The 22277-nt window shown below is 66.1% G+C and carries 26 protein-coding genes, 1 tRNA gene and 2 pseudogenes; 10 read left to right on the top strand and 19 right to left on the bottom strand.

Annotation, left to right across the window (positions count from 1 at the left end; all coding sequences use genetic code 11):
• A pseudogene (locus MJ956_RS08225) lies at positions 1-507 on the bottom strand (cysteine--tRNA ligase); the annotation flags it as partial.
• A 336-nt stretch (positions 508-843) separates the two neighbouring features.
• On the opposite strand from MJ956_RS08225, the gene MJ956_RS08220 reads away from it, so the two are divergent.
• Positions 844-1029, top strand: coding sequence for a hypothetical protein (locus tag MJ956_RS08220; protein WP_253963996.1), 186 nt, complete (start codon positions 844-846; stop codon positions 1027-1029).
• On the opposite strand, the gene MJ956_RS08215 is transcribed toward MJ956_RS08220, so the two are convergent.
• Together MJ956_RS08215 and MJ956_RS08210 are read right to left on the bottom strand one after the other, a co-directional pair.
• Positions 1012-1632, bottom strand: a complete 621-nt coding sequence (locus MJ956_RS08215) for a LysE/ArgO family amino acid transporter (RefSeq protein ID WP_253963995.1) — start codon at positions 1630-1632, stop codon at positions 1012-1014. The genes MJ956_RS08220 and MJ956_RS08215 overlap by 18 nt on opposite strands.
• A 40-nt stretch (positions 1633-1672) precedes the next feature.
• Positions 1673-2425, bottom strand: a complete 753-nt coding sequence (locus MJ956_RS08210) for an SOS response-associated peptidase (protein WP_256477782.1) — start codon at positions 2423-2425, stop codon at positions 1673-1675.
• A 76-nt stretch (positions 2426-2501) separates the two neighbouring features.
• Here MJ956_RS08210 and MJ956_RS08205 point away from each other — a divergent pair, with 76 nt between their 5' ends.
• The 4 genes from MJ956_RS08205 (at position 2502) to MJ956_RS08190 (ending at position 4783) form a co-directional block, all read left to right on the top strand.
• Entirely contained in the window at positions 2502-2930 is a 429-nt protein-coding gene (locus MJ956_RS08205) for an NUDIX domain-containing protein (RefSeq protein ID WP_253963993.1), read from the top strand.
• Positions 2931-3074: 144 nt separating this feature from the next.
• Positions 3075-3533: a TIGR02301 family protein gene (locus MJ956_RS08200; RefSeq protein WP_253963992.1), complete on the top strand. Its 459-nt coding sequence runs from the start codon at positions 3075-3077 to the stop codon at positions 3531-3533.
• A gap of 103 nt (positions 3534-3636) precedes the next feature.
• Complete coding sequence (locus MJ956_RS08195) at positions 3637-3897, top strand: hypothetical protein (RefSeq protein WP_206453373.1); 261 nt, start codon at positions 3637-3639, stop codon at positions 3895-3897.
• Positions 3898-3976: 79 nt separating this feature from the next.
• On the top strand, positions 3977-4783 hold the full coding sequence (locus MJ956_RS08190; protein WP_253963991.1) for a hypothetical protein: 807 nt from the start codon (positions 3977-3979) through the stop codon (positions 4781-4783).
• Between the two features lie 47 nt (positions 4784-4830).
• Here MJ956_RS08190 and MJ956_RS08185 read toward each other — a convergent pair whose 3' ends face one another.
• Positions 4831-6177, bottom strand: a complete 1347-nt coding sequence (locus MJ956_RS08185; protein WP_253963990.1) for a dihydroorotase — start codon at positions 6175-6177, stop codon at positions 4831-4833.
• Between the two features lie 75 nt (positions 6178-6252).
• On the opposite strand from MJ956_RS08185, the gene ygfZ reads away from it, so the two are divergent.
• From ygfZ to MJ956_RS08170, 3 genes are read left to right on the top strand one after another with little or no spacing between them, the layout of a single operon-like run.
• Positions 6253-7110: a CAF17-like 4Fe-4S cluster assembly/insertion protein YgfZ gene (gene ygfZ, locus MJ956_RS08180; protein ID WP_253963989.1), complete on the top strand. Its 858-nt coding sequence runs from the start codon at positions 6253-6255 to the stop codon at positions 7108-7110.
• Positions 7107-7748: an HD domain-containing protein gene (locus MJ956_RS08175; protein WP_253963988.1), complete on the top strand. Its 642-nt coding sequence runs from the start codon at positions 7107-7109 to the stop codon at positions 7746-7748. The genes ygfZ and MJ956_RS08175 overlap by 4 nt, the downstream gene beginning before the upstream one ends.
• A gap of 32 nt (positions 7749-7780) precedes the next feature.
• Positions 7781-8296, top strand: a complete 516-nt coding sequence (locus MJ956_RS08170) for a tyrosine phosphatase family protein (RefSeq protein WP_253963987.1) — start codon at positions 7781-7783, stop codon at positions 8294-8296.
• Between the two features lie 49 nt (positions 8297-8345).
• Here MJ956_RS08170 and panB read toward each other — a convergent pair whose 3' ends face one another.
• Positions 8346-9164 (bottom strand): 3-methyl-2-oxobutanoate hydroxymethyltransferase, encoded by an 819-nt coding sequence (panB, locus tag MJ956_RS08165; protein ID WP_253963986.1) that lies wholly within the window; start codon positions 9162-9164, stop codon positions 8346-8348.
• Complete coding sequence (panC, locus tag MJ956_RS08160) at positions 9161-10042, bottom strand: pantoate--beta-alanine ligase (protein ID WP_253963985.1); 882 nt, start codon at positions 10040-10042, stop codon at positions 9161-9163. Before panC ends, panB begins: the two co-directional genes overlap by 4 nt.
• A gap of 189 nt (positions 10043-10231) precedes the next feature.
• On the opposite strand from panC, the gene MJ956_RS08155 reads away from it, so the two are divergent.
• Positions 10232-11458, top strand: a complete 1227-nt coding sequence (locus MJ956_RS08155; RefSeq protein ID WP_253963984.1) for an MFS transporter — start codon at positions 10232-10234, stop codon at positions 11456-11458.
• Between the two features lie 7 nt (positions 11459-11465).
• Here the strand turns inward: MJ956_RS08155 and recO are convergent, their stop codons facing one another.
• From recO to MJ956_RS08090, 13 genes and pseudogenes are all read right to left on the bottom strand, one after another.
• Positions 11466-12203, bottom strand: coding sequence for a DNA repair protein RecO (gene recO / locus MJ956_RS08150; protein ID WP_253963983.1), 738 nt, complete (start codon positions 12201-12203; stop codon positions 11466-11468).
• Between the two features lie 49 nt (positions 12204-12252).
• Positions 12253-12495 carry a hypothetical protein gene (locus MJ956_RS08145; RefSeq protein WP_253963982.1) on the bottom strand — a complete coding sequence of 81 codons (243 nt, stop codon included), beginning with the start codon at positions 12493-12495 and terminating at the stop codon, positions 12253-12255.
• 114 nt (positions 12496-12609) lie between these two features.
• Complete coding sequence (locus tag MJ956_RS08140; RefSeq protein ID WP_253963981.1) at positions 12610-13866, bottom strand: S8 family serine peptidase; 1257 nt, start codon at positions 13864-13866, stop codon at positions 12610-12612.
• An 80-nt stretch (positions 13867-13946) separates the two neighbouring features.
• Positions 13947-14897: a GTPase Era gene (era, locus tag MJ956_RS08135; RefSeq protein WP_253963980.1), complete on the bottom strand. Its 951-nt coding sequence runs from the start codon at positions 14895-14897 to the stop codon at positions 13947-13949.
• Positions 14894-15604 carry a ribonuclease III gene (gene rnc / locus MJ956_RS08130; RefSeq protein WP_253963979.1) on the bottom strand — a complete coding sequence of 237 codons (711 nt, stop codon included), beginning with the start codon at positions 15602-15604 and terminating at the stop codon, positions 14894-14896. Before rnc ends, era begins: the two co-directional genes overlap by 4 nt.
• Positions 15592-16329: a signal peptidase I gene (gene lepB / locus MJ956_RS08125; RefSeq protein WP_253963978.1), complete on the bottom strand. Its 738-nt coding sequence runs from the start codon at positions 16327-16329 to the stop codon at positions 15592-15594. The genes rnc and lepB overlap by 13 nt, the downstream gene beginning before the upstream one ends.
• Positions 16330-16574: 245 nt before the next feature.
• Positions 16575-17111: pseudogene (locus tag MJ956_RS08120) on the bottom strand (DUF2062 domain-containing protein); the annotation flags it as partial.
• Positions 17112-17222: 111 nt separating this feature from the next.
• Positions 17223-17801, bottom strand: a complete 579-nt coding sequence (gene pyrE, locus MJ956_RS08115) for an orotate phosphoribosyltransferase (RefSeq protein ID WP_253963977.1) — start codon at positions 17799-17801, stop codon at positions 17223-17225.
• Between the two features lie 73 nt (positions 17802-17874).
• Positions 17875-17950, bottom strand: a tRNA-Lys gene (locus MJ956_RS08110).
• A gap of 121 nt (positions 17951-18071) precedes the next feature.
• Positions 18072-18527, bottom strand: coding sequence for a PilZ domain-containing protein (locus MJ956_RS08105; protein ID WP_253963976.1), 456 nt, complete (start codon positions 18525-18527; stop codon positions 18072-18074).
• Positions 18528-18733: 206 nt separating this feature from the next.
• Complete coding sequence (ilvC, locus tag MJ956_RS08100) at positions 18734-19753, bottom strand: ketol-acid reductoisomerase (protein ID WP_253963975.1); 1020 nt, start codon at positions 19751-19753, stop codon at positions 18734-18736.
• Between the two features lie 11 nt (positions 19754-19764).
• On the bottom strand, positions 19765-20394 hold the full coding sequence (locus MJ956_RS08095; protein ID WP_253963997.1) for a TetR/AcrR family transcriptional regulator C-terminal domain-containing protein: 630 nt from the start codon (positions 20392-20394) through the stop codon (positions 19765-19767).
• 195 nt (positions 20395-20589) lie between these two features.
• Positions 20590-21336 carry a pyridoxine 5'-phosphate synthase gene (locus tag MJ956_RS08090; RefSeq protein ID WP_253963974.1) on the bottom strand — a complete coding sequence of 249 codons (747 nt, stop codon included), beginning with the start codon at positions 21334-21336 and terminating at the stop codon, positions 20590-20592.
• Positions 21337-21628: 292 nt separating this feature from the next.
• On the opposite strand from MJ956_RS08090, the gene MJ956_RS08085 reads away from it, so the two are divergent.
• Positions 21629-22277, top strand: a 649-nt coding sequence (locus MJ956_RS08085; protein WP_253963973.1) for a hypothetical protein, incomplete at its 3' end; no start/stop codon positions are given.

Genomic DNA, 22277 nt, shown 5'->3' with positions numbered 1-22277 from the left:
CTCGCCGTCGGCCTCGTAGGCGTTGCCCTTGTCGATCAGCGTCCGGATCATCGACACCATGTCGTGGCCGTCGGCGCGGCCGGTGACGAACTCGGTCGCGCGCGGCTCGTGGGTCGGCGGAAGGCAGCCGAGAGCGGCGACGTCGGCGTGATACTGCTCCGCCGTCGCCTGCGTGACCTTGGCGATCGCCTCGTTCAGCGGCAGGTCCGGATAGTCACGCGCCGCCCGCGCGTTGATCTTGTCGTCGACGTCGGTGATGTTGCGGACATAGGTGACGTGATCCTCGCCGTACAGGTGGCGCAGCAGGCGGTAGAGCACGTCGAAGACGATGACCGGCCGGGCGTTGCCGATATGGGCGTAGTCGTAGACGGTCGGCCCGCAGACATAGAGACGCACGCGCCGGTCCGCCTCGGCCTTCGCCGGATCGCGCCAGTCCAGCGGCCGGAACTCCTCCTTCGTCCGCGTCATCGTGTTCCAGAGCTTCAGCCCGCGAAACCCGTCATCCATGCGTCGTCCCCGTCGCGCTCGTCATTGCCGCGCTCTCGCTAACGCCAAATTCGGCGGCTGACAAACCGCCTGCGCCCGACCAGAGCGGAACACGTTGTCTGACAGGCTGACATGCAGCGTGACGGCCGGGGCGAATCAGCGCAACGATCGACCGCGTCCTGCCCGATTCCGGGAAAATTCGTGCCTTTTCGGAACTACGGCGTTGTCGCGGGATTGCAACTGTACGACCCGAAGCAGCGCAAGGGATACAAAGGCTGATTCGTCTGAGTCATCGCCCTTGAAACTGGCACAATCGGAGTGTCCGGTAGCTGTCCAAACAAGCCACGGATCTACACCATGAAGACCGAAACAATCCAATTCCGCTCCAAGACCGATCGCGAACGCGAGGTTGATCTGGAGCGCAACTACCGCCAAATCGGGATTCCCGCGATCGCCGCCGCCAGCCACGGTTGTTGCAAGGGGAAAGAGAACCACAAGACGGTCGCGAGGGCGCCAACCGACGATTCAGCCGCCGCTTACTAAAAGGCCGGTGGCGAGCGCCGCCATCACGGCGGCGATACAAAGATCGAGAACCCGCCATGCGGCGGGTTTGCGAAACAGCGGCGCCAGCAATCGTGCGCCGTAGCCGAGCGCAGCGAACCAGACGAGCGAGGCGGCCATAGCGCCGCCGGCATAGGCGGCTTTCTCCGCCCCCGTCCCGTAGCGCGCCGACAGGCTCCCCAGCAAAACCACCGTATCCAGATAGACATGCGGGTTGAGAAACGTCAGCGCGAGTACCGTGGCGAGAGCGGCTTGCCGGCTCATGAGCCGGCCGCCCCGCACCGCCAGGGCATTGCGGTCGAAGGCACGGCGCAGGGCCAGGAACGCATAGGCATATAGAAAGGCGGCGCCGGCGAAGGTGACGAACCGGACCGCACCCGGGGCGCCGGTGATCAGGTTGCCGAGCCCGGCGACGCCGGCGGCGATCAACAGGGCATCCGAAAGGCTGCAGACGAGCACCACGGCGAGCACGTGATTGCGCACCAGGCCGCGTTCGAGAACAAAGGCGTTCTGGGCGCCGATCGCCACAATCAGGCCGAGCCCGAGCGCAAAGCCGCCGAGGGCCGCCGGCAGAAGGCCCGTCATGCTCGCCCGTCTCGCTGGACGCGGGTGCCGGGGAAAGCCCTCAAAGCAGTCTCGGTTGGTCCTCGCCCAATTCATCGTCCTCGGTTGGAAGCGATTCGGCCCCGGCGATCGGGCGCTGAATGTCCGGATCGGTATTCGCCACGGCGTTGACGCGGTCCGTGACGCGCACCGGGTCGAAGAAATCGTCGTTGGCGGCGTTAAGCACATCGGCGATGGAGGCCGGATCGTTTTCGCGGCAGTTCAGCCAGCGCGCGTGATCGGACGGATTCACGACGACCGGCATCCGCTCGTGGATCGGCGCGATTCGCCGATTGGCGGCCGTGGTCAGGATCGCGGCGGTGTCGACCTCGCTGCCGTCGGCGCCGAGCCAGGTTTCCATCACCCCCGCGAAGCAGAAGGGCAAGCCATCGCCGGGACGCAGGAAATAGGCCTCGGATTTCGCCTTCTCCCGCCGCCGCCACTCGTAGAATCCGCTGGCGGGGATCAGGCAGCGGCGGTGTCGCATCGCGGCGCGAAAGGAATTCTTCTCGGCCGCCGTCTCGGCCCGGGCGTTGAACAGCAGCGGAAAGCTCCGCCATTCCTTCACCCAGGACGGGATAAACCCCCAGCGCGCCAGAACCGCCGTCCGGTCCGGCGAATTCGCCTCCGGCCGATCCGCCTGCCCGCCGATGACCAGCAGGATGGGCTGGGTCGGCGCGATATTGTAGCGTGGCGGAAACGGCTCGATCTCGGCGAGAGCGAGCATTTCGGCCATCGTCTCCGGTGATGCTGTCAGGGTAAAGCGTCCGCACATGGCACTGTTGAGCCGGAGCGGCCGATCGGTGTCAAGCAGCGCCCACGGCAATGAAAGAGGATCGCATTGAGCATCCATGGATAATGCCCCCGCCCGCCCGCTTCTCGGCGTTTCGGTCTGCCTGATCGGCCAGGATCGCGTTCTCCTCGTTGAACGCGGGCAACCGCCCTTCGCCGGCCGCCTGAGCCTGCCGGGCGGCAAGGTGATGTGGGGCGAGCGCCTCGACGCCGCGGCACAGCGCGAGCTGGCGGAGGAAACCGGGGTCGTCGCCGGACCGTTGGTGTTCCTGCGCCTGCACGAGGTGATCGACGCAGCATTTCACGCGGTGATCGCCGTCTTCTGCGGCCGCCTCGATGATGAAGCGGTGCCGCAAGCGGCTGATGACGCCGCCGCGCTGCATCTCATGTCCCTGGCCGAGATAGCCGCCGCGGATGCCGACGGTCGAACGACGCCCGGCCTCCGTCACATCGTCGAGGCCGGCGCGGCGCGCATTTCGCGGCGTTGAGATGCGGCTCGCGCGGACCGCCTTCCCCGAAATTTTCGAGAATCCGCGCCCTGGCTGTTGCCAGAATGGCGCATGTCGCCGGATAAGGGCCGGATAACGGGGCCATGCCTTGCAAATCCGTTAACGAAGGTCGAAAGCTTTCTGATGCGTCTGCGTGTTTCTTTCTCGGCCATCGCCGTCGCGGCGATCTTTTCGGGTTTCGTCGGCGGCACTGACCTGCACGCACAGACAGCCGAGACGCCGGCACAGGAAGAAGGTGTCGTGAACGCGGAGGAAACTCCGGCGGCGGTGGTGCCGAGCGACGCGCCCTACATGAAGTCGTTGAACCGGCTCGCTTCGATTCTCGGGTCGATGCATTTCCTGCGGACGCTTTGCGGCGATCCACAGGCCGCCGTGTGGCGGGAGAAGATGCGGGAACTGATCGAGGCACAAGCGCCCAACGACGCCGACAGGAGACATCTGGTGGCGAGTTTCAACAGCGGCTACCGCGCGTTCGAATCGACCTACCGCAGTTGTACGCCGGCCGCTCGCGTCGCGGTCAATCGCTATCAGGGCGAGGGGGCGACGCTCGCACGCGAGATTGGCGCTAGGTACGGAAATTAACCTCGGATTAACGTTCCCGAAAACGGTTTCGATTTTTGCAACGGGATCGTGTTAGGACGTTAACGGGACGTGAAGCCGAAAGGCTGGAATTGAGGGGATCGCAATGATCGATTTGCAGGGCGCCGAGCTGGACGAGATGATCCAGGCCGAAAAGAAGCAAGTCGCGTTCGAATATCACAACGAAGCCTGGGCCGACGGCATCTCGGACGGGATCGAGGCCGAAATCCTGGCGGAAACCGCCATCACGACCGCACTGACCGAGCTTGTCCGTCTGCATGGCGAGGACGACGTCCTGGGCATGGTCGAGGCGTTGCGGCAGCGAATCGAATTCGGCGAGTTCCGACCGAACCGGACCATCCAATAGGCGCGCGGGGTCATCCCGACCGTTTTGTCGTGCCGGCGTCCCGGCACACGTTCAAAGCAGTGAGAGTTTTGCCAAGCTGATGCGCCGCGCGAACCTTGTCATCAGCGCCGCCGCGTTTGGCGTGGCCCTGCTTACCGCGGCGAATGCTCTGGCCTTTTCCCAGATCGAGCCGACCGAGGGCAGATCGGATTCCAAGGAAGGGATCCTCGCCGTCCCGCTACCGCCGTTGCCCTCCGCTGACGCCGGCGCGAACAGGCCCGCGCCGCCGGCCGACGACGACGGCCAGAACGACGACGGGCCCGGGCGAACCGACGACGGCGAAACGCCCTTGCCGCCCGCCGAGGAACCCGAGAGCGGCATCGGCGACGAGTCGCATCCCCCGTCCGCCCGCGGCGGGATGGAGCTGGCGGTCCCGCTCGCCACCGAGATCGCCTATGGTGATGACGGACTGCCCGCGCCGGTGCGCTACCTTCGCGAAAAACTCATCGCGATCGCCAAGGCCGGGGAGATCGAGAAATTGCGCCCCTATATCGAATCCGGCGAAGACGGGACGGTTCTGTCCTTCGGCGATGTCGCCGGCGATCCGATCGAATTCTTGAAACAGACGTCAGGCGATGGCCAAGGACTGGAAATCCTGGCCATCCTTCGAGAGCTGCTCGAGGCCGGCCACGTCCGCGTCGAACCGGGCGCCGACGACGAAATCTATGTCTGGCCGTATTTTACCCAGGTCGCCATCGATAGCCTGTCGAAGCCGCAATTGGTCGAACTGTTCGAGCTCGTCACGGCCGGCGACTATGAGCAAATGAAGGAGTTCGGCGCCTATAATTTCTACCGCCTCGGCATTTCGCCGGAGGGACGGCTGAGTTTCTTCGTCGCCGGCGACTGAGACGTCGTGCAGGCGGCCGTCGACGCCCCGCCCGAAGCGCGCCGCGTCTATCGCCGCACCGGTAAAGCTTCCAGGAATTCCACCGGCTCGCCGGTTGCGCTCTCGACCAAATCGCCATCCCACATGACACGCCGGCCTCTGATCATCGTGCCGACCGGCCAGCCTGCGACCTGCTTGCCGTCATAGGGCGTCCATTGCGCCCGCGAGCCGATCCATGCATCGGTGATCGTCGCCTGACGCTTCAGATCGACGACGGTGAAATCGGCGTCGTAGCCGAGCGCGATCCGCCCCTTGTTGGCGATGCCGAAAATGCGCTGCGGCCCGGCCGAGGTGAGGTCGACGAAGCGGGCGAGCGACAGCCGGCCATTGGCGACGTGATCGAGCATGATCGGCACCAGCGTCTGGACCCCGGTCATGCCCGAGGGCGACTGCGGATAGGGCTTGGCCTTTTCCTCCAGCGTGTGTGGCGCGTGGTCCGAGCCGAGAACGTCGACGACGCCGTCGGCGATACCCCGCCAGATGCCGTCGCGGTGGCGCGCCTCGCGCACCGGCGGGTTCATCTGCAGCTTGGTGCCGAGGCGGGCATAATCGTCCGCCGTCATCGTCAGATGATGCGGCGTCGCCTCGCAGGTGACGTTGCGCTTGTGCCCGGCGAGGAAGACGATCTCCTCGGCGGTCGAGATGTGCAGGACATGGATGCGGGCGCCCTCCTCCTCGGCGATCCGCACCAGCCGCTCGGTGCATTTGAGCGCCGCGATCTCGTCGCGCCAGACCGGATGCGAGGCGGGATCGTTCTCGACCCTGAGCGCCGCCCGCTCGCGCAGGCGGAACTCGTCCTCGGAATGAAAGGCGGCGCGCCGGCGCGTACGTTTGAGGATTTCGCGGACGCCGTCGTCGTCCTCGACCAGCAGCGAGCCGGTCGATGAGCCCATGAACACCTTGATGCCCGCTGCGCCTGGCAGCCGCTCGAGTTCCGCGACCTCCGCCGCGTTCTCGCGCGTGCCGCCGACCCAGAAGGCGAAATCGCAATGCATCCGGTGGCGACCGCGACGCAGCTTGTCGGCCAGCGCCGCCTCGCTGGTGGTCAGCGGATGGGTGTTCGGCATTTCGAAGACGCAGGTGACGCCACCGAGAACGGCGGCGCGCGACCCGGTTTCGAGGTCTTCCTTGTGCTCGGCGCCGGGTTCGCGAAAATGCACCTGGCTGTCGATGACGCCCGGCAGCACATGCAGGCCGGTACAATCGATCACCGTCCCGGCCGATGCCGGATCGATCGTCCCGATCGCGGCGATCCGTTCGCCGACGATGCCGATATCGCGGATGCCGGCGCCGTCCTGATTGACGACCGAGCCGCCCTTCAGCACCGTGTCGTAGGTCGTCGCGGTCGTGCCCATCGTTGCTATCCCGTGCTTGTCCCTCTGCCGTGTCCGGCTTACGTAACCGAGCTGGATCACACAAGCGAGCCGCCCATGCCCTACGCCCAATTGCCGGAGCGGACCGTCCTCGCCGTCACCGGTGACGACGCCGATCATTTCCTCCAGACGCTGGTCACCGCCGACCTCGACCAGCTCGGCGGGGCGGAGATGCGGCCCTCGGCGCTGTTGACGCCGCAGGGCAAGGTGCTGTTCGAGTTTCTGATCGGACGCATCGAGGGCGGCTACCGCCTCGATTGCGCCGCGTCGGCCGCGACCGATCTGAAGAAGCGGCTCACCCTCTACCGGCTGCGCAGCAAGGTGGCGATCGCGATCGACGAGATTCCGGTTCTTGCCGTCTGGCAAGAGAACACCGAGCAGGTCGCCGGCCTTCTCGTCGACCGGCGGTTCCCGGACGGAGACGTCGGGCGTCTCTATGGCGACCCCCCCGCCGGGATCGAAGCCGCTGACCCGGCCGACTACCGCGCGTTGCGGGTACGTTCCGGCATCGCCGAGGCGGAGACCGACTATCCCGGCTCCGATGTCTTTCCCCACGACGTACTGCTCGATCAAAATGGCGGCGTCTCCTTCAAGAAGGGCTGTTTCGTCGGCCAGGAGGTGGTCTCGCGCATGCAGCATCGCGGCACCGCGCGGCGACGGCTGATGCTTTTGTCCGGCGAACGGCATCTGACCCCCGGCGCCAATATCGAGGCTGGCGGCAAGGCGATCGGAACGGTGCTGGCGACGACCGGCACGGACGGATTCGGCTTCGTGCGGATCGACCGGCTGGCGGACATGGTGGCGAGAGGCGAGACGCTGTCTTCGGACGGCGTGCCGTTGACCGCGACGATTCCGCCCTGGGCGGGCTTTTCCCTGCCCGAGCCGAACCAGGCCGCCTCCGGGACCGACGAATGAGCCGCGTCGGGTCCAGGCCGAAGCGGGTCTGGCAGCGCATGCTGTCGGGCCGCCGGCTCGATCTGCTCGACCCCTCGCCGCTCGACGTCGAGATCGAGGACATCGCCCATGGCCTTGCCCGGGTCGCGCGCTGGAACGGCCAGACGCGCGGCGATCACGCCTTCTCGGTGGCGCAGCATTCGCTGATCGTCGAAACGATCGTCGCGCGGACGGAGAGCGACCCGCGATGGCGGCTCGCCGCGCTCCTGCATGACGGGCCGGAATATGTCATCGGCGACATGATCTCACCGTTCAAGAGCGTCATGGGCGGCGACTACAAGCTGGTCGAAAAGCGGCTCCAGGCCGCTGTGCATCTGCGCTTCGGGTTGCCGGCGAGGCTTCCCGCCCCGGTCGAGAAGGCGATCAAGGCGGCCGACCGCTTCTCGGCCTATTACGAGGCGACACTGCTAGCCGGCTTCGACGAGCACGAAGCGGCGGCGTTCTTCGGCAAGCCTGGTCCATCGCCTCTCGACCCGCAAGATTTCGCGCCGGTGGCCACGGCGGCGACGGAAGCGGCCTTCCTTCAGCGCTTCGCCGAACTCGACGCCGACGTGGCAACGTCAATGGCAGCGGTCGGCAAAGCGGTCAAACGGGGATGACAGAACACGCGGGCGCCCCATAATGTAAGCGCATGTCCTATCTCGTGGTCTCTTCCCTCGCCGAGCTGCCCGCCACCGTCGCCCAGCATGGCGCGCTCGATCTCGTGACGCTGATCAATGCCGATACGGCGGTGCCGCGCCCCACGGCGATCGCCGCCGAGCGCCATCTGTTTCTCGGATTCAACGACATCGCCGAACCCATGGACGGCATGATCGCTCCCTCCGTGGACCATATCGACGAATTGCTCTTGTTCGGCCGCCGCTGGGACCGCGAAAAGCCGCTGGCGATCCACTGCTGGGCCGGAATCAGCCGCTCCACCGCCGCCGCCTTCATCCTGGCGCTGGCGATCAATCCAGACCTCGAGGACGCCGCGCTGGCGCAAGAGCTGCGGCGGCGCGCCCCCTCCGCCACGCCCAACCGGCGGCTTGTCGCGCTGGCCGACGAAAAGCTCGAGCGCGGCGGCCGCATGGTCGCGGCGATCCATGCGATCGGTCGCGGCGAGGATGCGTTTTCGGGAACGCCCTTCGTTCTGCCCCTGGCGCTTTAACGACAGGCCCTCGGCATTATCGCCGGAGGTCGCGGAGGAACTGCCTGCCTCAAGCTCGCGGCCGATACACATGCTCCGGCCCGGGAAAGTCCCGGGCCCGCACCTCGTCGGCATAGTTGGAGACCGCCCGATCCACAGCCTCGCCAAGCGCCGCGTAGCGCTTGACGAAGCGCGGCGCTTTCTCGGTGAGACCCAGCATGTCCTCCAGCACGAGGATCTGCCCGTCGCAGGCCGCCGCCGCCCCGATCCCTATGGTCGGCGCGGCGATATCCCGCGTGATCGCCTCGGCCAAGGGCTCGACGATGCCTTCCAGCACGACGGAGAAGGCCCCCGCATCGCAGACCGCCCGCGCATCGGCCAAAATCCGGTCGCGCCCGGCTTCGTCATGTCCCTGCGTGCGAAAGCCACCGAGGGCGTTCATCGACTGCGGTGTCAGCCCGACATGGGCCATCACCGGAATCCCGCGCTCGGCCAGAAATTCGATCGTCTCGGCCATGCCGGTGCCGCCTTCGAGTTTCACCGCCCCGCAGCCGGTGTCTGCCATCAATCGCGCGGCCGCGCGGAACGCGTCCGCCGGGCTCGCCTCATAACTGCCGAACGGCATGTCGACGACGACGAGTGCCTTGGACGCTCCGGCCATCACCGCCCGCCCATGGGCGATCATCAGTTCCAGCGACGCGCCGAGTGTCGACCCCATGCCATGCTCGACCATCGCCAGGCTGTCGCCGACGAGGATGCAGTCCACATGCGGGTCGACGAGCCGTGCCATGATGGTGTTGTAGGCGGTGATGGCGACGATGGGCGTAGCGCCCTTGCGAGAACGGAGGGCCGGCGCCGTCAGGCGAGTCGTGCGGATCGGCGAACTCATGTGTCTTCTCCCGTTCGGGTGGACCCGCCATCGGACGCGGCCACACGCTGGTCGATCAAAAGCACATCGCCGAACCGTGCCGTGACCAGCAGCACCACCGGCCGCGCGCCGATCCGCTCGACAGCATCCAGCGTCGCGGCGTCACGAAGGTCGAGGGACCGCAAATCGGCGCGGGGCTCGGCCTCGATGACGGCCCGTGTGCTGGCAAGGATCAGGCCCGCGTCCCGCTCGCCGCCGGCGACCAGCCGCTCACCCTTGTCGAGTGCCCGCGCGAGAACGGTCGCGGCGGCGCGATCCGACGGCGAAAGCCGCACATTGCGCGACGACATGGCGAGGCCGTCGGCTTCGCGCACCGTCGGCACGGCGACGATCTCGATCGGCATTTCCAGATCGGCGACCATCCGCCGGATGATCGTCAGTTGCTGATAGTCCTTCTCGCCGAAATAGGCCCGGTCTGGCTGGACGATGTTGAACAGCTTGGTCACGACGGTCGCAACGCCCCGGAAATGGCCGGGGCGTGCTTCGCCGATCAAAATGTCGCCGAGCGGCTTCACCTCCACGAAGGCCTGCATCGGACGGCCATACATCTCATCGACGGGCGGCGCGAACACATGGTCGACCGGCAGGCCGCCAAGCTGCCTCAAATCGCTTTCGAGATCGCGGGGATAGGCGTCGAGATCCTCGTTCGGGCCGAACTGGGTCGGGTTGACGAAGATGGTGACGACGACCCGGTCACTCTCGGCCACCGCCCGTTCGACCAATTTCAGATGCCCGGCGTGCAGATAGCCCATGGTCGGCACGACGCCGATCGTCTCGCCGGCGAGACGGTGCGCCTTGAGCGCGGCACGTAGCGGCGCGATCCGTTCGAACAACTGCAAGCGCCCCTCCCCGGCTATCGCGCACCTTTTAGCGACACTGGGAGGCTGGGGAAAGGCTCCAAGCCCCCGAACCATGGAAACGAAAGGTGTGTCCCCATTCCCCGCGGTGATCGCACCGATCACCGAAACGCGTTTCCTCAAGCTCGATCCGGATGCTAACGCTCGTGCAGCGGAACCGGAGACCCGACCATGAGCGCGACATCGACCGCAAGAGTCGGGACAACCCCGTGGATTGCGATCGCCGCCGGTTGCGCCATCGCGCTGTTGACCTTCGGCCCGCGCTCGGCGATCGGCTTCTTCCAGATCCCGATGCTCGCCGAGCATGGCTGGAGCCGCGAGGACTTCGCCATCGCGATCGCCATCCAGAACCTGTTCTGGGGCGCCGGGCAGCCGATCTTCGGCGCCATCGCCGACCGGTTCGGCACCGCCCGCGTGCTGATATTGTCGGGTCTGCTCTATGCCGTCGGCCTTGGCATCACGGCGGTCGCGCCGACGCCCTTCTGGCTGACCATCGGCTCCGGCGTCCTCGTCGGATTGGGCGTCGCCGCCGGCTCCTTCGGCATCGTGCTGGCGGCCTTCGCCCGGCGCGTGTCGGCCGAGCAGCGCTCCTTCGTTTTCGGACTCGGCACCGCGGCGGGCTCGGCCGGCATGTTCCTCTTCGCGCCGCTGAGCCAGGCGCTGATCGACAGCTATGGCTGGTCCGACTCGCTGCTCATCCTGTCGGCCATGATGCTGCTGGTACCGCTGCTCGCCTACGCCCTGCGCGGCAACAGCCGCACCTCCGGCAACCTTGGGGCGGAGGTGGAGCAGACCATGGGAGCGGCGCTGCGCGAGGCTTTCGCGACCAAGAGCTACGTCCTCCTTACCACCGGCTTCTTCGTCTGCGGTTTCCAGGTCGCCTTCATCACCGCGCATTTTCCGGCCTATATCGCCGATCTCGGCATGGCGCCGGTCTGGGCGGTGACCGCGCTCGCCCTGATCGGCTTCTTCAACATCATCGGCTCGATCGGCTCCGGCCTCATCGGCCAGCGCTATTCCAAGCCGCATTTCCTCGCGCTGATCTATATCGGCCGCTCGATCGCCGTGACCCTCTTTCTGCTTATTCCGCAAACGCCGGCGACAGTCGTCGTCTTCGCCACGGTAATGGGCTTGTTGTGGTTGTCCACGGTGCCGCCGACCAACGCGCTCGTGGCGATCATGTTCGGCACCCGCTATCTCGGACTACTCGGCGGGCTGGTCTTCCTGTCGCACCAGATCGGCTCGTTTCTCGGCGTCTGGCTCGGCGGCTATCTCTATGTCGCGATGGGCTCCTATGATCCGGTCTGGTGGCTCGGCGTCATGCTTGGCCTGATCGCGGCGGTCTTGCATTGGCCGATCCGCGAGGCGCCGGTGCAGCGCTCTCTGCAGCCGGCCTGAAGTTCGATCAGGCGCTTGCTCGGGCGCGGATCTTCTCAATCGCGGCCAGGAACCCGGCGCGGGAGAGCGGCTCGGCGAGGCCGCGCGGCTCGAACACATGCCGCGAGAGGAAATAGCCGGTCATGCGGAAACCGTCGACGAGGCTTCGCGGGTCGCAGGCCGTGTCGCTTTCGATGAGGAAAGCGGGAAGCGGCAACAGCTTGTCGCGCCACGGCTCGCCGGCCTCCCGGCTGACCGCGCGGCCGCTCTTCGGCGAGACATAGACGAGATCGTCGCGTCGGCCGGTGGCCGCGCAACGCTCCAGATCGAGGCCGAAGCCGAGTTCTTCCAGGAGCGCGATCTCGAAGCGCAGCATCAGTTCCGCCGCCTTGTCGGGCTCGTCCAGATGATCGACGATCACCGCCAGCCCATCGTAAAGGCGCGCATGCGGGTCGCGCTCGGCGAGCAGGCGCAGATGCGCCGCGACGAGCTGCACGCCGTTGAGGCCGATGCCGTTTTCCATCAGCCGCGCGGCCCGCAGTTCAAGCGGTTCGATGAGGAAGGCGCCCATGTGCTCGTCGAGGCGAGCGCGCCAGTGGATAGCGACGGAATTGCCGGGTTGGAGCACCGGTTGCTGCTTGCGCGAGCGCCCACCGCGCACCAAACCGAGATGGCGGCCACGCTCGCGAGTCATCACCTCGGCGATGACGCTGGTCTCGCCGTGCCGGCGCACGCCCAGCACGATCGCTTCCTCACGCCATTCCATCAGCTGCGGCCTGCGGACCGGGCCATCGAAAAACTCTGCCGATCGTTGGTTATTGCGGGACCAGATCGGTCATCGGAGGAAGCTGGTAGCCGCGCTCGGGCTGCACGTCCTGCACGCCCTCGACACTGCGAAGCTGCTGCGCGACGCTCGCTTCCGCCGATCCGAAGATGGCGCCCCCGCGCCGGGAAACACGCTCCACCTTGAACCCCCGTTGCGACAGGGTCTCGGCGATCTGGTCCGTTACACTCACATGCTGAGCGTCGACTGTGACCGTCAGCTTCATGCCCGACATTTACATCTCCATGGGATGCCAGCCATTCTGTCAGCGGCCGTTGGGGCGCCTTATAGCATATATGAGCAAGGATGGCGGCATGACGAGCCGGTAAGGTTCCCCCTGACCGCGACCTCAGGCGATTCTGCTTTCAGCGACACCCGGCGCCTGAACGATCCCGACTCCCACGTCCCGCTCCAACCCCGGCAGCGCCGTCGCATTGGCCACGAGAGCATCCCACAAGGGCCTGCCCCGCAGGGTCGGATCCGATTCCGCCCAAAGCGCCGCGATGCCGGCAACGTGTGGACACGCCATGCTGGTGCCCTGCAGCATCCTGTAGAAGCGCGGGGCCGGGGCAGACGAAAAGACACCGACCCCAGGGGCGGCGATATCGACCGAACCACCATCGGGGTTGATCCCCCCGTTGGAAAAGTCGGCGACGCCCAAAGTCTCGTCGACCGCCGCGACCGCCATGATGGACGGCGTATTTGCCGGCTCCGACACCGGCGCGATTCGCCCCGAGGCGCGGGCACTGTCGTTGCCCGCCGCAGCGATGAACAGGCACCCCTCCGCCAGGGCCGAGGCGGCGATCCGTTCGTAGATCGCGGATGGCGCTTCACCACGCCTGACCGACCGCCCCAACGACATGGAGACGATGTCGCAACCCGCGTCCAGCGCCCATTCCATTCCCTCGAAGACGGCTCCCTCGGGCGCAAATCCGGAATTGTTGAGGACCTTCCCGACGTAGAGCGTCGCGTCGGGAGCACAGCCATATCCCGGTACGGGGCCGGGCCCGGGAGCGCGCGGCCCGAAGATAGTCCCGGCGCAATGGGTGCCATGGCCCTGAATATCGTCCGTGGTTCCGTCCGCGACAAAGCTCTCCGAAATGATCGAGCGCTCCCGAAAATCCGGGTGATCCGCGTCGATACCGGTATCGAGGACGGCGACCTTGATGCCTTTTCCGGTAAAGGGGCTATCGACCGCGCCGGTCGCCTTGAGACCCCAGGTGGACTCGGCGGTGTCCCCGAACGGGTTCAGGGCAAAAAGATAATATTCCGGCCGGACCTCCAGAACCCCCTGCTCCTCCCTCAGAGCTCGCTGGATCGCGGCGACCCGCGTATCCGCCACTGGCTCGATCACGGCGACACCGAAACGCCTGAACAGTCGCGCCCGCGTCTGCTCGCCGGCGCCGGTGGTCCGGTCGGACGCCGAGAACATCATCGAGACGGCCGGCGCTCCGTTCGTCGACGCGGCGCCGCAGGCCCGGTCGACCGCCCGCGCCCGCGCATCCAGATCGACATCATCGTCGAACACCACGAGAAAATTGCCGGTGCCCTCCGGCCGCATCGCGTCTCCAAGGACGTCGACGTCCCGTTCCGTATCGTCCACCATCGAACCGTCCCCGTCGGAATCGCTCTTGTTGTGAGTCTATCCGGCGCGGCGCGATCGTCCAGCGATGGCGCCGACGATCGTCATTTCTCGAAAGTCAGCCCCATCTCGCGATAGCGCTCCGGATCGTCGCCCCAGTTCTCGCGCACCTTGACGAACAGGAACAGGTGGACCGTCTGGTCGGCCGCCTCCATGATCTCCTTGCGCGCCGCCTGGCCGATCGCCTTGATGGTCTCGCCATTGTGGCCGATGACGATGCGCTTCTGGCTGTCGCGCTCGACATAGATCGTCTGCTCGATGCGCACCGAGCCATCCTTACGCGCTTCCCATAATTCGGTCTCGACATGGGACGAATAGGGCAATTCCTGATGCAGCCGCAGAAAGAGCTTTTCGCGGGTGATCTCGGCGGCGAGCTGGCGCAGCGGCAGGTCGGTGATCTGGTCTTCGGGATAATACCACGGTCCTTCCGGCAGCGCGCGGGCCAGATAGTTCATCAGATCCTCGCAGCCCGAGCCGTTGAGCGCCGAGATCATGAAGATCTCGTCGAAATCGCCGCGTTCCGAAATCTCCCTGGTCAGCCCCAGCAGCCGGTCGCGCTTCATGCGATCGACCTTGTTGAGCAGCAGCACCTTGGGTTGGTCGACGGTTTTCAGCCGCTCCAGGATCGTCTCGACGTCCTCGCTGATACCGCGGTCGGCATCGATGATGGCGAGCACGATGTCGGCGTCCCGGGCGCCGGACCAGGCGGTGCGCACCATCGCCCGGTCGAGCCGCCGCTTCGGCGCGAAAACGCCCGGCGTGTCGACGAAGACGATCTGGGTCCGGTCGCGGATGGCGATGCCGCGCACCAGCGCCCGCGTCGTCTGCACCTTGTGGGTGACGATCGAGACCTTGGTGCCGACGAGCTGATTGACCAGCGTCGACTTGCCGGCATTGGGCGCGCCGAGCAGCGCCACGAAGCCCGATCGGGTCGGCGCGAGAGCGCCCGCGGCCGCGCCCGCGTTGTCGCGGGTCTGATCGTCTTGGTCGGTCACGTGTTGTCCTTCCAGACAGATTCGCGGATAAGGACCGCGGTGGCGGCCTCCTGTTCGGCAATTCGCTTCGAACGTCCCTGCCCGTCCGCCGATTCCACACCGGGGACGGTGACGCGAACGGTGAACACCGGATCGTGGTCAGGACCCGACCGTTCGACGATGTCGTAGCGCGGCGTTTCCGGCCCGCGTGTATGCGCCCATTCCTGCAGCGCCGTCTTCGGATCGCGCCGGGCGCTCCCGGCATCGTCGAGACGCCCCGCCCAATGGGCGATGATGAAGCCGCGCGCCGTCTCCAGCCCTTCGCCGAGATAGATCGCCGCGATCAAGGATTCGACCAGGTCCGCGCGAATGCTCCGCGTCCGCTCGCCCTTCAGCTTCTTCAGATCGCCGCCATGACGGACGAATTCGTAAAGCCCCAGTTCATCGGCAATTTCGGCGCAGGTCTCGGCGCTGACTAAGGAATTCAGGCGCAACGACAGCTCGCCCTCGTCGGCCTTGGGAAACATTTCGAACAGCTTTTCGGCGATCACAAGGCCGAGCACCCGATCGCCGAGAAATTCCAGCCGTTCGTAGCTGCGATCGTTGCCACCGGAGGGCCGCAGGCTCGAATGGGTCAGCGCACGCTCGAACCGCGCAGGTTCGCGAAATCGAATGCCGAGCCGGCGTTCGAGCTCGTCGAGCGACTTGTCGGCTTTCAGCTTAGCCATGTCAGGATGCGGCTCGGGCGCAAATCCGTCGGCCATTTCCAGATTTCGAGCGGCGACACATCGTCCTGGATCGAGAAGAAGATCACCTGCGCCTTGCCGACCAGATTCTCGAAGGGAACATAGCCGACGTCGAATCGGCTATCCAGCGAGTTGTCGCGGTTGTCGCCCATCATGAAATAATGCCCGTCCGGCACCACGAATTCACGGGTGTTGTCGCCGGCCGAGCTCGGGCTGAGATCGAGTGTCAGATAGGAGGCGCCGTTGGGCAGCGTCTCGCGATATTGCGGCACGGTGGTTCCATCGTCGGCGACGAACTCGCCTACCGCTTCGCGCTGAACCGGCTTGCCGTTGATGGAGAGCACGCCATCGCGAACCTGGACGCGATCGCCGGGCAGACCGATCAGCCGCTTGATATAGTCGGTATCCTCCTCGCCCGGCTTGCGGAAGACGACGACATCGCCCCGATCCGGATCGGAGCCGAGCAAGCGCCCTTCGAACAACGGCGGCGAGAACGGGATCGAATATTTCGAGAAGCCGTAGCTCCAGTTGGACACGAAGAGGTAGTCGCCCACCAACAGCGTCGGCATCATCGAGCCGGACGGAATCGAGAATGGCTGGAACAGGAACGTGCGGATGACCAGCGCCAGAAGCAGCGCCTGCACGATGACCTTGACGGTTTCGCCGAAGCCGCCGCCCTGTTCCGCCCGTTCGGCCTCGTCGACCATGCCCTGCCCTTCGTTGCCGTTTCGCGCCGCGGAACCGCCGCTCGGCGCCTTCTACCGGCTCGCTTTCACCGGAGCAATGCACCGGATCGTTAAACTTAGTCGGATGCCGGCATGTGTCCCGCCGCGGTGACGGAGCGCTGAGCCGAACCCTCGCCGTCGCGAAACCTCGTCTTCCGTTGGTATTCCGCATCATCCGCGGAAGCAGCTTTCTCGGCGCCGCGAAGTGATCTGGCCGGCGGCCGCCCCTCCAAAATGCGACGGGTGCGGTGTTTTTGAAAGCTGCGCGCCGCGGCGAACACCAACCCGTATGCCAGCAATCCGGCAGCGGTGCCGAGGGGAATCCCGCCGACGAGCATCGGCTTGACGATCGGCGTCCAGATCGAGGCCAAATCCATATGCGTCAGGGCGCGGCCAATCCCCGAGGGGGCCGTACCGTCGATCGTCCGCGACGTGAGGAAGAACTGCCCGAGTTCATAGGTCGCGCCCCAGATGAAAGGGAACGTCACCGGGTTGCCGACCGCCGTTCCGAGCGCCGCGGACGCCATGTTGCCGGCGACCAGATAGGCCAGCGCGAAGGCGAGCAGGAAGTGGAATCCGATGAACGGTGTGAAGGATGAAAAGACCCCCGCGGCGAAGCCGGCGGCGATGGCGTGCGGCGTCGCATTGAGCCGCAGAACCCGCTTCTGCAGATAACGGAAAGAGCGCGAGAACGAGCGGCGCGGCCAAAGCAGCGTGCGGAGCTTCGATCCAAACTTTTCCGGATGGCGTCGCCCGAACAGCATGCCTGTCGCATTCCTCGTCTCGCCGGCACGCCGGCCATGGTCCACCACTTATATAGGACGCGGCCACGAGATTCCGTAAACGAGATGCGGAGTGCCGGCCATGGTCGCGATTCAGAGCGTCCGGCTACCGGGCTTGACGGGCGGAATTGCGGCGAGTTCGGGCGGCAGCGCATCGGCCGGATAGGCCGGGACCGCATGTTCGGCCAGCGCGATCAGCGGCACGCCGACATCCGCCTGACCGGCGGAACGATCGATGATGCAGGCCGCCGCCGCGACCTCTAGTCCCAGATCCTCTAGGCACGCGATGGTCTCGCGGATCGACAGACCGGTCGTGACGATGTCTTCCACCACCACGACGCGGGAGTCGCGCGGCACCTCGAACCGGCGGAGCTTGAAGACCCCGTCTTCCCGCTCAACCCAGACGGCCGGCACATTGAGATGGCGTGATGTCTCGTAGGCCGGAATCAGCCCGCCGATCGCCGGCCCGACGACGTAGTCGATCTGTCCCGCCACGTCGGCGCGAATTCGCTCGGCCAGCGCGCGGCACAGGCGCTCGGTCAGCGAAGGGTGCATAAACACCCTGGCCTTCTGCAGAAACACCGGGCTGCGCAGGCCGGAGGTGAGGATGAAGTGGCCTTGGAGATAGGCTCCTGCCTCGCGAAAGATCGCAAGCACGTCGTCGCTGGTCATGTCGCCGCTGCTCCGTTTGACCAATTCCCGCCGCCGATCGGGACGACATCATACAGGCTGATGGGGAAAGATTTGGTGGGTGATGTAGGGTTCGAACCTACGACCCGCTGATTAAGAGTCAGCTGCTCTACCAACTGAGCTAATCACCCACGACGCCGAGGCGTTCGGTAGCGGCTATATAGAGAGCGCCCGGGACCGTGTCCACCCCTGTTTGTCGGGCGTCGCCGCGCTGTTCGAGAGTTGCCGGACGCCGCGGCCAGCGCGTCGCGATCAGGCGGGATTGTCCCGGGACCAGGCGAACAGGCGAGTCAGCGCCGGGGGCAGGCTTTCCGGCTCGACCCGGTTGATGCTGCCGGGCTGGGCGTCGTCGCGCAGCTTCGTGTTCGAACCGTTCGAATCCGCCGAATGGTCCGGCGATGCGCTTCCGCCCTCATTCTGTTCTTTCGGGATGTCGAGAAAGCGGATGCCTGCGAACATGGCGCGTCGGTAAACGAGACGAGCGGGACGGACATGCTGGTCTTCTCCGACGCGGATCTCGAACGCCTTTGGCAGGTGCGCTGCCTCGTCGATGGTCAAGAGCGCGCCGGTCGCCGAAAGGTTGCGCACGATGCAGTCGAAGGTCGAGAAGCCGTCGTTGAAGATCACTTTCGCACGCTTGAGCGTCCGCATGCGCTGGGCGACGCGGCGTTCCGATCCGTCGGGTTCGAGTTCTGGGAGCGCTGCCATGACGGCCTCCGGGATAATCTGGAAGCGGAATTATCCCAGCCAGTCCTTTGCAAATACTGAAGCCGGCTGGATTTTTTTGACATTGTCGATCGCGGGCCCGTCGCCGCTCGGCCAGGAGCGGCGCTCTCGCGACGCCCGACGACGACGGCCGGGCAACCTCCGCTGCCCGGCCGTCGGATCTTCGGTTCCGCGCGATGGCCGCGGAGCTAGTTGCGGGCCTTGTCGACCAGCGCGCCCGACTTGATCCAGGGCATCATGCCGCGCAGCTTCTCGCCGACCTCCTCGATCTGGTGGGCATCGTTCATCCGTCTGATGCCCTTGAAGCGGGCGCCGCCGGCGCGGTATTCCTGCATCCAGTCCGAGGTGAATTTTCCGGTCTGGATGTCGTGGAGCACGCGCTTCATCTCGGCCTTGGTCTCCGCTGTGATGATGCGCGGGCCGGAGACGTATTCGCCCCATTCGGCCGTGTTCGAGATCGAATAGTTCATGTTGGCGATGCCGCCCTCATAAATGAGGTCGACGATCAGCTTGACCTCGTGCAGACACTCGAAATAGGCCATTTCCGGCGCATAGCCGGCCTCGACCAGCGTCTCGAAGCCGGCGCGGATCAGTTCGACCAGGCCACCACACAACACCACCTGCTCGCCGAACAGATCGGTCTCGCACTCTTCCTTGAAATTTGTCTCGATGATGCCGGAGCGGCCGCCGCCGACACCGCAGGCATAGGACAGCGCCAGATCGAGGGCGTTGCCGGAAGCGTCGCGATGGACCGCGACGAGGCACGGCACGCCGCCGCCCTTCTGGTACTCGCCGCGCACCGTATGACCGGGGCCTTTCGGCGCGATCATGACGACATCGACGGTATCCTTCGGCTCGATCAGGCCGAAATGGACGTTGAGGCCATGGGCGAAGGCGATCGCCGCGCCGTCCCTGATGTGAGGCGCGATCTCGTCGCGGTAGATGTCGGCCTGCAGTTCGTCCGGGGTCGCCATCATCATCAGGTCGGCCCAGCCCGCGGCCTCGGCGACGCTCATCACCTTGAAGCCGTCGGCCTCGGCCTTCTTGGCGGTCGCCGAGCCCTGACGCAGCGCGACGGCGACGTCCTTGGCACCGGAATCCTTCAGATTGAGCGCGTGGGCGCGACCCTGGCTGCCATAGCCGATGATCGCGACCTTCCGCGATTTGACGAGATTGAGATCGGCATCCCGATCGTAATAGACGCGCATGTCGTGTCCTCCTAGTTGATGTCCTCGGCCATGATCGGCCGTTTCTCGTCCACCCCGTAAAGGGCGAAGAACTGGTCAGCGGCGCGCTTGGCGTCGCGGTCGATATCGGCTGGGCGCAAGGCGAGCGGTTCGCCCAGCAGGAGCCGGATCTGGACGTCGCGCACGACCAAGCCGAAGAAGGTCCGGAAGGCGGCTTCGACATCGTCGAAGTCAAGGATAGCGGCCGCACGCCCGGCCTCCAGCGCCGGCTTCAGCCGCCGGGCCATCGCAAACGGACCGTTGTTCAGGACGATCGCCCCGAGATCGGCTGTCTTGGAGCCGGCCTCGGCCACCGCCAGCCGGTTGAGCGCGACCGAGGTCGGGCCGGAGATCACCGTCAGCCAGTCGCGGGCGAACTGGGCGAGATCGGCGCGTAGCTGCGCGCGCGTGCCCCGCCCGGTTCGGGCCGGAACGCCGCGCACCTTGGCCGCCTGCCAGCGGACGGTCGCGGTCAACAGCCCGTCCCGGTCGCCGAACCATTTGTAGAGCGTTTCCTTCGAACAGCTTGCCGCCCGCGCCACGGCCGCCATGGTCAAGGGCCGCCGCGCCGCGACGACGAGGCCGAGTGCCGCATCGAGGACGTCGCGCTGGCGCGCCGTCATCGCATCGCTGTCGAGATCCTCGCTCGTCTCCACCCGTGCCGGCTCCTGTCTGGTCTGGTGTCGGCTCGCCCAACGGCCGTACCGTAACGTACGGTACGGCTCCTAGCGGCAATGGCGGCCGGGATCAAGCCGTCCCTGAACGGATTTCGGCAAAGTCCCCGTCGAAGCCCGGTGCTCCCGAGCATCTCGGTTCGATCAGACCGACTGCCCGCAGGCGCGGCGAAACCGTCGCACGGTCTCGGCCATGCCATGTTCCAGCGCATCGGCGGTGAGGCCGTGCCCGATCGAGACCTCGGCGAGATGGGGGATGCGCGCGACCAAAGCCGGCAGGTTGGCGACGGTCAGATCATGCCCGGCATTGATGCCGAGCCCCGTCGCCAGCGCCGCGTCGGCGGCACGCCCGAGACGCTCGATTTCGCGCGCCGCGGCGTCCGCGTCACCATGGGTCGCGCCATAAGGGCCGGTATAGAGTTCGACGCGGTCGCAGCCGGTCGCGGCGGCAGCTGTCATCGCTTCCGGTTCCGGGTCGGCGAACAGCGAGACGCGGGCGCCCTCGCCCTTCAACGCCGTGACGATCGGCTTGAGGAACGCCGCCTCGGCGACGAAATCCCAGCCGTGATCGGAGGTCGGCTGGGAGGGATCGTCGGGCACCAGCGTCACCTGTTCGGGCCGCGCCGCGCGAACGAGTTCGAGGAACTCCGGCGTCGGGTAGCCCTCGATGTTGAACTCGGCGCCGGGGAATTCCGTATCGATCAGCCGGCGGATCTCCGGCAGGTCGGAAAAGCGGATATGCCGCTGGTCCGGGCGCGGATGCACGGTGAGACCGTGCGCGCCGGCCTCGAGCGCGATCCGGCCCAGCCCGGTCACGCTCGGCCAGGGCAGATCGCGTCGGTTTCTGAGCATGGCGACGGCGTTGAGATTGACGGAAAGTTCGGTCGGCATGGCGGTCTCGCTCGGCGGCCAGAGCATCGGACCGAAAAGTAGATCCGGTCTCGGCGTATACCGATGCTCAACCAAAGTGACAGAGCGTCCTTTGTTTGTCCGGATGGACCCACTGGCGCTCTATTTTCGGCTCGGTAGCATAGAAGACGCTGGCTGTCCCTAGCGGGGGCTCCTCCCCGCCGAGCTCGGCCGCCGCCCGACGCCACGGCACCTGTACGCATTGACAGGTCGGGGGCCCGCGACCCTATTCTGAATTATCGGCATTTCGCCGATGGTTCCGAGGGAGGACATGATGGGCGGCTCGAGATTTATCCCGATCGTGATCGCGGGCCTTGTCGGCCTGTTGATCGGCTGGTGGGCGGCGCCCGATATCGACGAAGCCAGCGAAACCATGGCGGGACAGATCGAGGAGTTGCAGGCGCCGATCGGTCGGATCCAGACCGATGTGGAGGCGTTGAGCACCCGCCTCGCCGAGCCGGCCGCAGACACCGGCGACAGCGCCGCGACGGAAGCGGTCACCGCGCTGGGGTCGCGCTTCGACCAACTGACCAGCGAACTGCAAAGCCGCACCGACGCGATCACGCAAGCCGTCCAGCAGCAGGCCGGCCAGGCCGCCGGCGGCGCTGCGAGCAAGCTCGACGAGATCGCCGCCCAATTGAAGAACCTCGAAGAGCGGATCGCGAGCGGCACGCAGCAGCCGGCAGCCTCCGAGAACGGCGCGACGGCGGCAACAGCCGGCGGCGATCCGGCGGCGCTGGCCGAACGGATCGGCGCGGCCGGGGCCATCCTCCTGCCCGGTCAGGCGGCGATCTTCGGCGGCAGCACGGTGCGGCTGTCGGCGATCTCGGCCGAAAACGGCAGCGCGACGCTTGCCGTCGGCGATGGCGAGAGTCAGGAAATAGCAAGCGGCGAAGCGATCAAGATCGCGGGAGCCTGCGAGG

The sequence above is a fragment of the Aurantimonas marianensis genome, assembly GCF_024195285.1.
GTDB lineage: Bacteria > Pseudomonadota > Alphaproteobacteria > Rhizobiales > Rhizobiaceae > Aurantimonas > Aurantimonas marianensis.
This window is presented reverse-complemented; position numbering and strand designations above follow the sequence as displayed.